This is a genomic window from Flexithrix dorotheae DSM 6795 (assembly GCF_000379765.1).
GTDB classification, from domain to species: domain Bacteria; phylum Bacteroidota; class Bacteroidia; order Cytophagales; family Flammeovirgaceae; genus Flexithrix; species Flexithrix dorotheae.
This window is the reverse complement of record NZ_KB903476.1, coordinates 108,910-122,604: the sequence shown is the minus strand read 5'-3', so window position 1 is coordinate 122,604 and position 13,695 is coordinate 108,910. Positions and strand designations below refer to the sequence as shown.

The following is a 13,695-nucleotide window of genomic DNA, read 5'->3' as shown; positions in this document are numbered from 1 at the left end:
TTTGAGTAAAGTGCAAAAAAAGAGAAAGTAAAATCTTACCTTCTCTTTTTTTAATATTTAACAATGTGAATTAGTGAATAAGGTTGTTGTTGAAATGTTTTGGACAATTTACCTGAATAAATCTATAACTTAATGAAATACCTAAGAAGTAATAATTTTCGATATCTTTTCTGGACACTTTTTGAAATTTATTAGTATTAGGGTCTTCAATATTATCAATAAACCCATCAGTATTGTCTGAAAAGTTTTTGCTTGTGGAGAAATGATATTCTAAAGTAAATCGATCGTTGAGCGCATGTTTCATGCCTATTCCAAAGGGAACAACTGGTAAAATAGTCTGGCTTGTGTTTTTGGGAGCATTTCCAGTAGCTTCATGAGATAGAAAAAAGGTTATTCCTGCACCTGCAAAAACATATGGGCTAAATTTTAATCTTCTATCATCACTTCTGAAATCAAAAAAGTTATATTCTATTACTGCACTGGCTTCGGCAATTAGGCTATTAAACCCATAATTTCTTACTTGTAGGAATGGATCGTTCGAATTTGCATCCTCACCTGAAATTTTACCGACCAAAAGACTTGTCTTTAAACTTACAGCATGGCTAAAATTCATACGACCAAATACCATCCCCGCAGGTTGAGTGTTTTTTATTGAAAATGTGGGAGCTACATCACCTTTGTAATTTGTAGCACCTAAACCAAATCCAACTTCATACAGCTGAGAATAAGCTGTTTGATGAATAAAAAAAACACAAAATAGAAAAACGATGGTTTTAGCCCAGGAGAAAGAATTGAATTGTTTCAAAATTAAATTATCTTATTTATACCAAAATTTACCATTTGCAACTTAATAAGTTATTAAACTCGAAAAGCCACAATAATAATTCTATTTAATTAAGAATAATTATTGTGCCTTAAATAAAATTTTTTAATAAAATTAACTTAAACCATTAGATTTCTGTTCATCTAATAGTTTAAGAATTACAATTTTAGAAAAATGGTTTACTTAATCTAGTATAAATTTCCTATCTAAATTTTGGGGCTTTATTGGTGGAGAAAAGGTAGGACACCTGAAATCCTACAATTAAATAAGCGTCTTTATCCTGACTCCCTCTTTTATTATTTGGCATTCCATATCCATTCACAGAAGTATATGTTCTGCCATCTATTGGTGAGGTGTATTGTACCAGGTCCGGATTTCTTTCCCCACCACTTAAAAGTGAAGAAGGTTCGGATGATCTGTCATGAAGTGCTCTTGCTAAATCATCTTCAAAAATTCCTGGGTCAAGGTAATCTCCACTAACATCATCAAGATAATCGGTGAAAGTAAATCGATAACCAGCTTCAAAAGCTACATCCACAGAGCTGTTCAGCCTGTATCTTACACCAACCCCTACAGGGATATTTAAATGAAATAATGAATAAGGATTTTCCTGATTTTCAGTTTTAACCTCCCTTAAATTGACCCATACCGGGCCACTGAACCCTTCCGGCCTCATTGCTTTAGGATTGGAATAAACACCTCCTACACCGACTAGTAAATACGGAATAGGAATTTCTGGTCTTCTGTAAGAAAGACCTCTATTGGGGAATAAATCAATGATTCCCGAGAAAGAAAGATCTATTATGTCATTTCTAAAGTGAAGATTTCTTTTATACCTGTAAAATCCTCCATTATCGAGGTCAGTTGGGTCGGCCGAGGTATGATCTTCTCCCATTAATCGCCCATAATTAATTCCCATTCTTAGAGTAATTCTTGGGAAGTATCTTCTTTGAACAAAAATACCAAGGTTTGGCCGTGTGAAATTTAAATCTATACTTCCAATCTTGTTTTTTGGAACAATATCTCCAAAATAGTGCATAGAATTTAACGAGCCTCCAATACTATAATATCTTTTCTTTCTAGTAAAGGTTTTAGCGTATCTCCCCCTCTGTCCAAAAGAATCACCAACGAAAAGGAATAAAAGAATAAATGAAGTAGCTATTAATAAATAGGATTTATGTTTTTTCATAGCCAAGAAAGAAAGCAATTTTTTTAGATACAAATTATCAACTCCTGTTTTTAAATAGAAAAATGGGTGGAAAGTATTGTCAAACAATTGACCCCCTCTTCACCCAAAGAACAACGCAATTAAAATCAAATTAGCATATTAGTATAGATTATAATATGATCATTAATTTTCTTTGTCCTCTAAACTGTTACTTATCCTAACAATTTTATTCGGGATATCTTTTTTTTCGCCTTTAAAATAACGGGTTACTTTAATTTCTTTAACAGAATAATTTCTTTCTTCTTTTCGCCTCTGGATAAAAAAAATCAGCACAGAAGTCAAAAAACTTGCTTCTGTGCTGATTTTAAGCCTAAATTACACTGATAATTTAATTCATACTATATTGTGATGAAAAAATCGGTTTATCATAGAATGTATTGGCTCAAGTCTTTATTAACAATGAGCTGAGATAGTTTCTCAGATACCAGGTCTTTCGTAACAGATATTTTGGCATTCGGTCCTATTGTATCTGGAACATCAAATAAAAATTCATTTAGTAGATGACTCATTACCGTGTGCAATCTTCTGGCACCAATATTCTCCACTTCTGAATTAATATTAAATGCAATAGAAGCAATTTCTTCCAAAGCATCATCTGTAAAAGTTAATTCTACCTGTTCTGATTCGAATAAAGCTTCGTATTGTTTGGTTAATGCATTTTTGGGTTGCTTCAAAATACGGTAAAAATCCTCTTTGGTAAGGCTGTTTAATTCCACTCGAATTGGGAATCTTCCTTGCAACTCTGGTATTAAGTCGGAAGGTTTTGATACGTGAAAAGCTCCTGCAGCTATAAATAAAATATGTTCAGAATGAACTATGCCATATTTGGTGTTAATGGCACTCCCTTCTACAATTGGAAGTAAATCTCTTTGAACTCCCTCCCTGCTAACATCAGGGCCTCCACCTTTAGAACTCCCTTTGGCAATTTTATCAATTTCATCGATAAAAATAATTCCCGTATCCTCTGCTTTTTTAATTGCCAGAGATTTCACTTCATCCATATCAATTAGTTTGGAACTTTCTTCTTCTATCAGGATTTTTCTCGCCTCGGCAATGGTGACCTTTCTTTTCTTTTGCTTTTTGGGCAACATACCCCCAATCATCTCCTGAATATTCATCATGGAAACTTCATCAATTCCTCCTCCAACAACCCCAACCCCAGGGGAGGGACTATTATCTACGGTTATTTCAATTTTCCTGTCTTCTAATTCACCATTCTTTATTTTCTCTCTGAATCTTTCCCTAGTCTTTTCATTTAATTCATGATCACTGGATTCAAAGCCAATTTTACCAGGAGTAGAAGTGGAACTGGTGGTATTTTTTAGTGGTGGAATTAATGCGTCAAGAATTCTGTCTTCTACAATCTGAGATACCTTATCATTTATTTCTTTTTTCTTTTGATCCTTCACCAGCCCTACAGCCTGTTCAACTAAATCCCGAACCATACTTTCTACGTCCCGACCCACATAACCGACTTCAGTGAATTTGGATGCCTCTACTTTGGTGAATGGAGCATCTGCAATTTTGGCCAATCTACGGGCAATTTCAGTTTTTCCAACACCTGTAGCTCCAATCATCAGGATATTATTTGGCATAATTTCCCTTTGCATTTCGCTCTTTACATTCATCCTTCTCCATCTGTTCCTTAGTGCAATCGCCACATTTCTTTTGGCATCCTTTTGCCCAATAATATATTTATCCAGTTCGGCTACAATTTCTTTTGGTGTATAATAACTCCCATTTTCCATATGCTTTCTATTTTGGCTTTCTCAATTTTATTCTATCACTATTTTCTTTTTGAAAACAGATTTTAAATTTACAATTACTGTGAAATTATTGCTTCCTCCTGCAAGATGTTGAATTGCCCTTGAGTAGGCCAGTTCAAATCGTTTAATTCTAATCATTACTCCATAAGAAAAACCTACCATTCCTTTTCTTTGTTCTACCTGGAGTTCCTTTCTGGTTAAAAAGTTATATCCTAACCTTAAGTTAAAGTTTTTACTAAAGACAAATTCTCCTCCAATAACAAAATGTCTTGACAATTTGTCCGCAAAACTGACATCTTGGTTAATATTTTCCCCAAATCCGTTTTGTTTGTTTTTTTGATTTGGGTCTTCATAGGCAATATTTAAAAATTGATGGAGGTGATGTGAAGTGATGGAAAACCGTAAGGGCATTTTTTCTGGTTTTATGGAGAATCCTAGTTGGGCATCAAATGGCATGACAAAGGAGGTGTTTCCCTCCACATAATCTGTTATAGGAAAACCTATATTCTTAAAGACTAAGCCTACTTTCAAGTCTTTGGTAGGATGTAAAAAAGTACCTCCCAAATCAAAAAGAATTCCACTCGCAGCATAACTATCTATTCTGGATTGTGCATATTTTAAATTCATCCCAATTGAAAAGTGACTTATTCTATGGGCATGGGAAATTATCAAGGCGAAGTCATTGGCAGTAAATGTTCCTGTGTTTTCCCCCATCTCGTCATAACTGTCAAATTCACCGTAGTTTAATTGCTGTAAAGAAATTCCCCAGGTTCCTGTTTTTCCAATTTTCATGGCTCCAGCAAATTGATTATTCTGGACCCCGGCAAAGTAGGAGTAATGATTAAAGCTAACTAATCCATTTAGAGAATCAACCAAAAGGCCTGGATTGGCCATAAACATATTGACATCTTTATGAGAAGAAGAGACATTAACACCCCCAAGTCCTATAAGTCTGGCATGAGTAGGTAAATTTAAAAACTCGAAAGTGGCAATTCCTCCAATTTGCCCCATTCCCAACCCAATTCCCAGGGAATTAAGGATGATTACAGTTGCAATTGAAACTTTAATATAATGTTTAAAAAATGAAATATACGGGAGTATTAATTTACTCATAACCAGTTGGATGGGTGAATTTTAGGTATCAAAAAAAAGTGACCATTCCTCAACGAATGCGAAATGGATTTTGTCTTCCTAAATTAAAACTGTGCTAAAATTAAAATAAAAAGGTAATATGAATGGTGTGTTTCTCTCAATTAATTTTGGTTTGGAATTGAAAATATTGCAGGAACTGAGTTTTTTACCAAAGAAACCTTTGGTTTATACACGTCTTATGCTGAATTACAGAACATAGAATTTAATTACAATAATAATTTAGGTGACATTCCTGAGGAAGTTTTTAATATAAAAAAAATAGGAGTACTTGTATTTTTGTACTCCCTGGTTTGCATGTTCCCATAATTTGCGTTATGTGTCTTTTTTTATCCTCTCCACAGGCTCTAAATTTTAAAAATCCAACCATAAAATAATTGGAAAATTTAGTATTGAAGATTAATCCTTTGAGTCCGGCCAGAACTGAGCAACAACGTATCTTTATTGGTATTTAAAGAATCAATTGTTTCCAAATTAGATTTTACCATTTCTGGAAAATCTTTTTTAATTGATTTAGTAGAAATGACTAGGAAGAATACGGATGATATAATCGCCCCTAATAAAAAACTGATTTTGAACATGATGATAATAGTTTGAGTATAAACAAGTAGTTTGATAAATATACTTTTTAAATATGCTATATTTATGCTATATCAAATAATACGGAGGGTTATTTTGAAAGTTTCATTTTTTGTGAAAAAATATTGATATAGCTTATAAATATTGCTAAAAGGCGTATTTTCTGCGCTGATCTAGGATGTGTTTTATATAGCATATCAATATTCGAGAAGTGATTACATTGTTTGGGTTGAATAATTGATTTTTAAATGCTATATTTATAAAAAATAATCAATAGGAATAAAGCATATTTTTTATGACGCCTGTGGAAATTCTTTTTAAGAAAAATTTAGGAAAAGGAGGGAAACCAATATTCGAATCTCAAACAGAACTGGTAAAAGAGATTATCTCTAAGGAGGGTTCTGAATGGAAGGGAAAGAAATTTGAAAGTGTACGGGCATTTGTAAATCAGGTAATAAATGGAGAAAGAAGGCTTTCTCCCAACTTAAAGAATGCCATTTCTTTGGTTATTCCCGAGCGATTAGACAACGGAAAAAGTTTAGAAGAAATCATGGAGGTAATAGAACAGTCCTTTAATGATTACTACGAAGAAAAAAGGGGATTGAAAAAATCAAGAATGCCTGTTAATAACTCTCTGGATGCCAATGATTTTTACTTGCTGGAAAAAAGGGGATTAGTGGCTGATACTATTTTAATTACCACCAGAGAACCGGGAATAGTAAATAACCAGAAATGGTCCAATGAAATCAAGCTTCAGTTACTGGGAAAACTAGGATTGATTGAAATCGAAAATGTGAAGATTGGGAAGTATATTTTATTTTTTCCTGCCTCCAGAGATCTGGATAATAAAGTTTTTAAGTTTTGGCAGGAACTGTATACTTTCATGAAATATGAGACCAAAATCCCAGATACTGAAAAAAAACTGCTTGAAATTAATAGGGGAGAAGATGCACGGTTGAAGGTTTTTCATGCCCCTCCTTTGTTGTGTTCATACCCGATAATTGTATATGATTTAAATACTTTTCCTGAAGTAGCTTTTACGGTATTTGGATATATTGATAAAGGTGTGGAAAAAATAAGTACTGCCAGAATCTCACCCGAATTCTTAAAGTGGTGGAAAGAAAGTATTTTACCAGGCTTATCTCCCGAAAAAAATCCCGAAGAAATACTTGAAATCAAATTTGAGAATGTGTTAGATGATATTAAAAAGAATGAATCCTTATTTTAATTAGTCTGAAAAATATTGATTTATTTTCCTGTTTATGGGAAAATGAATTACATTTTAAAATATTGGTAGTGGGTGCTGTAAAAAAAATAAATTCCTTTCAGACAAAACCGGATTTTCTTATCCTTTTTCATTACTTTTAGAGGGTTCAAATAAAAGGTTTGGATTGAAACCTTTATTTTCTGGAGAATACAACCAGATTAAAAAATTAATTTCATAATTAAAACTAAAACTACCCTTCAAAAGGCTTCATAAAAAAAAGAGCAACAGAATAAAATTTTCTTTTAAAATTTTCATATTTGTTTCCGATTAATATCAACCGGGAAATTATCGACTGAATTGAAATATAGAAATAGGTCTTTGTTTTTTTAAATAAAAGACAGCAGCTGATTTTTTTAACTTGTTGAATGTTGAACAAGATTGAAAGAAAGATGCGAAATAATTAATTTCTAAAAAATAGAAATTAATTAAATGACCTGGATCCGATATGAGTACTTTTTAGTAAATGTATGTTATCAGATTTCCTATAGTAATATTCTAATAGTTATTTTTCGATATTAATTTATTAAATTCAACCAAAATACTATTATTTCATTGATTAAATAGTAATGAAATGCGCCAATTAAAAATTACTCAAAGCATCACCAATAGAAAGGAAAGCGAATCGCTGGAAAAGTATTTCCAGGAGATCAATAAAATTGAACTGCTTTCTGCTGAAGAGGAAATTGCCCTTGTGAAAAGAATAAAGGATGGTGATGAAAAGGCACTAGAGAAACTGACTAAGGCTAATCTCAGGTTTGTAGTTTCTGTGGCCAAACAATATCAAAATCATAATTTGTCCTTAAATGATTTAATCAATGAAGGCAATATTGGTCTGGTAAAAGCCGCCCATAAATTCGATGAGACCAGAGGTTTTAAATTTATTTCTTACGCTGTTTGGTGGATTCGCCAGGCCGTAATGCAGGCTCTTTCAGAAAATTCGAGAATTGTAAAAATTCCTTTGAGCATGTCAGGGACGATTAGCAAGATCAGAAGAGCTGCATCGGAATTAGAACAATTGTATGAAAGAGAACCTACAGACGAAGAAATTGCCGATGCACTGGAAATGACTACAAAGGAAATAACTGGTGCATTAAATTCCGCAGGAAGACAGGTATCCATTGATGCTCCACTGAATGGCGATTCCGAAGCAGGGTCCCTGCTTGATGTTTTGGAGAATGAAAATGCTTCAAAAGTAGATCAGAACCTGAGTGATAAAGAGTCTTTAAAAGTAGAAATAGAAAGAACACTAAGGTCGCTTTCCCCAAGAGAGCAGGAGGTTATAAAAATGACTTTTGGCATTGGAGGGAAAGAACAGATGACGTTACAGGAAATTGGAGAATATTTGGGACTGACCAGAGAACGAGTCAGACAAATTAAAGAGAAGGGAATTCGTAAGTTAAGGTTTACTTCGAGAAGTAAATTATTAGCGCAATTTTTGGAGTAAAAGTAATTTTACTCCTTTTTTATTTTTTATAAATTTTCCACAGAAACACCTTGCTTTAATAAAGCCGCTCTTAATTTTTCTACTTCCTTTTGTAGCTGTTTGTTCCTTTCAGTACTTTTTGAAGAGTTTTCAAAGTGTAATAATGCTTCATCAAAAATTAGTTTTAATTTATCCTTTTCCCAGGGTTTGGTGATGTATTTATAAATCTTTCCGGAATTAATTGCTTCTACAATAGCAGCCATGTCAGAATAGCCTGTAAGTATCATTCTGATTGGAGCTGGGTTTTCCAAATACACTTTTGAAAGAAATTCACTTCCGGTCATATTTGGCATCCTCTGATCCGAAATTATCAAATGAATATCTTCGGTACGAAGAATTTCAAAGCCAACAAGAGCACTGGAGGCTGTAAAAATATTGTAATGTCTTCGGAAAGCCGTCCTAAAGATTCTTAAGTTGCTTTCTTCATCATCTACATAAAGAATGTTATATTTTTCAGAGGTCATTAAAACTGCAATTTAAATTTCAATTCTGGCTAAAAATCAGAATTTTCCTAGTCAAAAAAAGATCGAATTAAAAACAGTCGAAATTGGTTGATTTTGCCAGGTAGTTAGTAGTATGTTAATTTTTTTCTTTTTTAATCCAGGTATATTAACGTTAATAAAGTTAAATATTACAGGAAATTTATAATTCTTTTTATGGCTGAAAACTACCGGGATCAACTCATTTCAATACTTATTCCTGTGTTATAATTCCAGAATAGCCCATAAAGAAAATCTATGGAATGGTTTGCTTGAAAAGTTTTTTGATTTCGTCTATTTTCGCAGCAAATCATAAAATCAAAATAATAAATAAATATGTCTTTAGTATTGAAACCAGCACCAAAATTTGTTGCTCCGGCAGTAATTAACGGTGATGAAATTGTATCAGATTTTTCCCTTGAGCAGTACCTTGGTAAAAAAGAAGTAGTATTCTTTTTCTATCCAAAAGATTTCACATTTGTTTGCCCAACAGAAATTTTGGCTTTCCAATCAAAATTAGAAGAGTTTGAAAAAAGAAATGTGGCTGTAGTAGGTTGTTCTACAGATACTGAGGAAACTCACCTGGCTTGGTTAAGCACTCCAAAAAACAATGGAGGTATCGAAGGTGTAACTTATCCACTTGTGGCTGATGTATCAAAATCCATTGCTTCAAATTACGGAGTTTTAGGAGGAGATTATGGCTATAATGAATTGGGAGAATTAGAATTCTCTGGTGCGCCTATTGCCTTAAGAGGAACTTTCCTTATCGATAAAAATGGAATTGTTAGACATCAGGTAGTTAATGATTTCCCACTAGGAAGAAGCATTGAGGAAGCCTTAAGAATGGTAGATGTGTTACAACACCATGAAAAACACGGTGAGGTTTGTCCAGCAAACTGGGAAGAAGGTAAAGAAGCAATGAACGCAACAAAAGAAGGTGTAGCTGATTACCTTTCAAAAAATGCTTAATTGCTAACGGAATTATAAAACCTGAAGATTTCAGGTGGCAAAGCCCTAATCAATATCATTGATTAGGGCTTTTATTTTAATTTCCTGAATAATTTTTACTCCATTTTGCCTTTGATATATATAAGCAATTAAGCTACTTTTTATTTTTTCGTGAAAATGGCACTTATCGCTTAATTTTTTAACAACTCGTACTTAAAGGACCAAACACCACAAAATGGGCAACTTGAGGCAATTATGGAAGGCCGTTTCTCAATCTGGAATTACCAGAGAAATGCCGTATCCTCTTCAGAAAAGGATTGAATTATCAAACCATTTCAGTATAATTATTTTTCTGGTTAATATTTCCTTCCTGATATACTTCTCTACACAGCCTAACTTCAATCCTGTCACTAATATTATTTTTACAATTGTTTCAGGGTCTATATATCTGCTGAATAAAAATGGATTAATTCATATTACCAGAATTATTATAAGCATTTGCCCTTCTATTGCAGTTTTAATTGTAAATATCTCACTGAAACAGAACAATCCTGAGCAAATTGAGGTAGTCCATTTTATCTCACCCCGAATCGTGATGTTATGTACAATGGCGCTTCCCCTTACGCTCTTTACTTTCAATGAAAAGCCATATTTGTTCCTGGGACTTACATTTCCCCTTACCATTGGAATATTTTACGAACAGATAAATGCTTTTTTTGGAGTAGATGCTGAAAAGTTTGGAATAGCCGGCTCCTACATTCCTACAGTCACTGAGGATGTAGTTTTAATCCTGGTCATTTTATCCGGAACGTTTTATTTTCTTTTGAATCTGGACAAAAAATATCAAAGCATAAACAATGAATTACTAAAAGAAGCGGAGGAAAAAAATAAATCTTTAAATGCTAATGAAGAAGAATTGAAAAATTCTTTGGAGGAAATCCAAAAAGCAAGAGTAGATGATGAGAAAAGAAGCTGGATTTCTTCAGGACTTGCAGAATTTGCCACAATTCTCAGGGAAGAAGAAAATGATGATAATTTTTACAACAAAGTTTTATCTAAACTGATCAACTACCTTAAAACAAATCAGGGTGGAATCTATATTGCAAATAAAGAAGATGCCATTAATGTTCAACTTGAACTTAAAGCATGTTATGCCTATGGAAGGCAAAAATACATAAACCAAGTGGTGGAGCCTGAAGAGGGGTTGGTAGGCCAGTGTTATCAAGAGGGAGAAACTGTTTACCTTACGGAAGTTCCTGACGATTATATTACCATTACATCAGGACTTGGTGAAGCTACTCCCGGATACATTTTTATCCAGCCTTTGGTAGTTAATGACAATATAGAAGGGGTTCTGGAACTTGCCGGTTTTGATCCTCTTGATGAGTTTGAAAGAGAATTTTTAAATAAGCTTGGAGAGAGCCTGGCCTCTAAAATCAGCAACCAGAGAATGAACCTCAGAACTCAAAAACTTCTGGAACAAACGCAGGTGATGGCTGAAAACATGAAGCAACAGGAAGTTGAAATGCGGTCAAACTTTGAGGAGCTGGCCAAAACAGTTGAGGAATCTCAGGCTAGAGAAAGAGATTATCTGGAACAAATAAAGGCTCTTGAAGCACAGCTTTACAGGGTGAAACAAAATCAGGTCGAAAAGTCCGGTAAAGGTTAGTTTACCTGCTCCTTTTTTAAAACTTTAATATCCTGAATTAAATTTTTTACTTCAAGTAATAATGTACCATTGTACACTCCCCTGATTCTTCCCTGTCCATCTACCAAAACGAAATTTTCAGTATGTAAAAAGTCGTTCACTGTCTTTGAAAACCCTAATTCTTTATCCACAAAATATGAATTTCTTGCCAGCTTATAAATGGCTTTTTTATCTCCTGTAAGCAAATGCCATTTCCCTGATCTTACTCCCTTTGTTTGTGCATAATTTTTCAGGATTTCCACAGTATCATATTCAGGAGTAACACTATGCGAAAGTAATAGGACCTGCTCATCGTCCAGGAATTCATTTTGAATTAATTTCATGTTTTCAGACATCTTGGGGCAAATTCCAGAGCAGGTGGTAAAGAAAAAATCTGCAACATATATTTTCCCTTTCAAAGTACTGTTATCGATCTGCTGATTATCCTGATTGATCAAAGAAAATTCACTAATAGAATGGATATTTTTCAGATCAAGATTGCCTTCTCCTTCCCAACGGGGTGTAAAGTCAGGAGTATTATAAAAGGGCAACTTTTCAACAGTATCCCTTTTTTGGCCACAACTCAAAATGAGAAATAAGATAGCTACAAAGGGGACAAAAAATTTCATATCAATAAGTTAAGTAAAGTTGAAAAAATAAATTACATGCTTTCCACTCCACAAGGTTTACTTCCAATCATTCCATATCTTCTGCCATTTTTTACCACATAATTTGCCTCAATTTTACCCGTTTTCCCCCAGGATTTTTGTGGCCCGCTTTCCTTGCCGTTCACATAATTTTTTTGAGTGTAAATAGTGCCATCCTCATGCCAACGCATACATTCGCCTTCATATTTACCCTTTTGAAATTGAAGTTTAAATTTTAAATTGCCATTAGGCCACCATCCTTTGTGTATGCCGACTTTATCATTGGATGCATAAAATCTTATTTCCTTTAATTGGCCATTTGGATACCATTCTTCAGCCTTCCCTTCTTTAAAGCCATTTAAGTATCCTGTTTTCGATTTTAAATTCTCCGAGGAATAAATTTGAGTGATAAAGCCTGAAAACAATTGTTTATTGTAATACATTTTTCCCTTTGATTTGATGAGACCGGGATCATCTTTTTTTAATGAAACTTGTGGAATGGTAGGTTCACAACTTTGCAGAAAAGTAAATATTACAAGGATTAAGAAAAGGAAATTGGCCTTCATTATATTAGTTGAAAAAATTTAAAAATCCACTATGCAGTTTATTATTCCTGAATAATGGATTTTCCAGTTAATATTAGTTGGTGGCAGTTCCTGGTGTTCCGTAATATCCACTTCCATTAATATAAGGGTCTTCATCAGTAATGTGGTAATGATAAATACCTTCGGGATAGTCGGCTGTGGCAGAAGAGTGACCATGAAATTCGTCCAAATCAGCATTGGTGATTTTTTTGCCATTTTCCATTGGGCCATAAACAGGAAACCCATCTAATAAAACACCAAGGAAAGATTCTTTCCCATTTTTTGAAGTAAGATAAAGCGGCTCGATATGGTAATGATAGACTCCTTGCTGAGCAGGATGACCATTATAATGATCAAATGAATTGATTTCATTGGTTAAAGGTTGATCAGGACCTGCGTACTGATTAAAAATAGCAATTCCATTCGTGGAAATCCCGATTGCCCCTAATCCTGTAGCTTCATTCTTTGTGGCTTTCTTCGGGTTTAATGGCACTTTCACAACAAGTTTTTGCTCTGAAATCCTATTCGGGTTTAATTGAAACTTACTGTTTGTTCCCTGGTAATCTTCGTACATATCAGACTTTTCATCATAATAAGGACTTTTATGATCGGGCAAATTGCTAGATTCTAAAACGATGAATTCTCCATCAATATAGACTTCTACCTCATTAGAAAAATTTTTATAAACAGCCGGTAATTCAGCTTCTGGTTCAGTAGGATCATTTGGCTGGACATTGCCATTGTCCTCACTGCAGGCTGCAAAAAAGAAGAAAATTATTCCAATTAATGCCGATTTAGTGTAATTCATAAGGTTTTTAATAATTTTAGATTAGATACTTAATTTGATTGCGTAAATGCTATTGTATATACAAGTTTGGGACAGGAGTAATAATTAAAAAATTAGGTTTATTAATAAGATAAAGGCAAAAGTGCTTGATTAGTACTTGTTAGAGGGGTTTTTTCAGCAGATAAGAAGGATTTGGCTTTTGTTTGTGCACATAAAGTAAATCTGCTTTTGGGAAGCTTGCATACTCAAAATTTTAAGCACAGCAAAT

At 33.7% G+C, this 13,695-nt stretch carries 12 protein-coding genes; 4 read left to right on the top strand and 8 right to left on the bottom strand.

All coding sequences use genetic code 11. From position 1 onward, the window contains the following. Positions 1-70: 70 nt before the first annotated feature. From porG to porQ, 4 genes are all read right to left on the bottom strand, one after another. Positions 71-805, bottom strand: a complete 735-nt coding sequence (porG, locus tag A3EM_RS0130950; RefSeq protein WP_020532138.1) for a type IX secretion system protein PorG — start codon at positions 803-805, stop codon at positions 71-73. Positions 806-1,025: 220 nt separating this feature from the next. After that, positions 1,026-2,012 (bottom strand): DUF6089 family protein, encoded by a 987-nt coding sequence (locus tag A3EM_RS46445; RefSeq protein ID WP_157638182.1) that lies wholly within the window; start codon positions 2,010-2,012, stop codon positions 1,026-1,028. Positions 2,013-2,416: 404 nt separating this feature from the next. Then, entirely contained in the window at positions 2,417-3,799 is a 1,383-nt protein-coding gene (hslU, locus tag A3EM_RS0130935; protein ID WP_020532135.1) for an ATP-dependent protease ATPase subunit HslU, read from the bottom strand. Positions 3,800-3,826: 27 nt separating this feature from the next. Continuing rightward, complete coding sequence (gene porQ, locus A3EM_RS0130930; protein WP_020532134.1) at positions 3,827-4,930, bottom strand: type IX secretion system protein PorQ; 1,104 nt, start codon at positions 4,928-4,930, stop codon at positions 3,827-3,829. A gap of 910 nt (positions 4,931-5,840) precedes the next feature. On the opposite strand from porQ, the gene A3EM_RS0130920 reads away from it, so the two are divergent. Together A3EM_RS0130920 and A3EM_RS0130905 are read left to right on the top strand one after the other, a co-directional pair. Further along, positions 5,841-6,773 (top strand): hypothetical protein, encoded by a 933-nt coding sequence (locus tag A3EM_RS0130920; RefSeq protein ID WP_020532132.1) that lies wholly within the window; start codon positions 5,841-5,843, stop codon positions 6,771-6,773. A 610-nt stretch (positions 6,774-7,383) separates the two neighbouring features. Beyond that, positions 7,384-8,256, top strand: coding sequence for a sigma-70 family RNA polymerase sigma factor (locus A3EM_RS0130905; protein ID WP_020532129.1), 873 nt, complete (start codon positions 7,384-7,386; stop codon positions 8,254-8,256). Positions 8,257-8,282: 26 nt separating this feature from the next. Here A3EM_RS0130905 and A3EM_RS0130900 read toward each other — a convergent pair whose 3' ends face one another. Continuing rightward, the gene (locus A3EM_RS0130900; protein WP_020532128.1) at positions 8,283-8,759 is read right to left on the bottom strand and encodes a response regulator; all 477 of its coding nucleotides are present in this window, start codon (positions 8,757-8,759) and stop codon (positions 8,283-8,285) included. Positions 8,760-9,110: 351 nt separating this feature from the next. Between A3EM_RS0130900 and A3EM_RS0130895 the strand changes: the two genes are divergently transcribed. Both A3EM_RS0130895 and A3EM_RS46440 read left to right on the top strand, forming a co-directional pair. Next, a complete protein-coding gene (locus A3EM_RS0130895) occupies positions 9,111-9,743 on the top strand; it encodes a peroxiredoxin (RefSeq protein ID WP_020532127.1) in 633 nt (210 codons plus the stop codon). Positions 9,744-9,957: 214 nt separating this feature from the next. Further along, the gene (locus tag A3EM_RS46440) at positions 9,958-11,391 is read left to right on the top strand and encodes a GAF domain-containing protein (RefSeq protein ID WP_020532126.1); all 1,434 of its coding nucleotides are present in this window, start codon (positions 9,958-9,960) and stop codon (positions 11,389-11,391) included. On the opposite strand, the gene A3EM_RS0130885 is transcribed toward A3EM_RS46440, so the two are convergent. The 3 genes from A3EM_RS0130885 to A3EM_RS0130875 all read right to left on the bottom strand — a co-directional run bounded on the left by A3EM_RS0130885 (position 11,388) and on the right by A3EM_RS0130875 (position 13,448). Further along, positions 11,388-12,038, bottom strand: a complete 651-nt coding sequence (locus A3EM_RS0130885; RefSeq protein WP_020532125.1) for an SCO family protein — start codon at positions 12,036-12,038, stop codon at positions 11,388-11,390. The two genes, A3EM_RS46440 and A3EM_RS0130885, sit on opposite strands and share 4 nt — an antisense overlap. Positions 12,039-12,070: 32 nt before the next feature. Continuing rightward, positions 12,071-12,622, bottom strand: coding sequence for a toxin-antitoxin system YwqK family antitoxin (locus A3EM_RS44140; RefSeq protein ID WP_020532124.1), 552 nt, complete (start codon positions 12,620-12,622; stop codon positions 12,071-12,073). Between the two features lie 73 nt (positions 12,623-12,695). Further along, positions 12,696-13,448: a YHYH protein gene (locus A3EM_RS0130875; RefSeq protein ID WP_020532123.1), complete on the bottom strand. Its 753-nt coding sequence runs from the start codon at positions 13,446-13,448 to the stop codon at positions 12,696-12,698. Positions 13,449-13,695 lie beyond the last annotated feature (247 nt).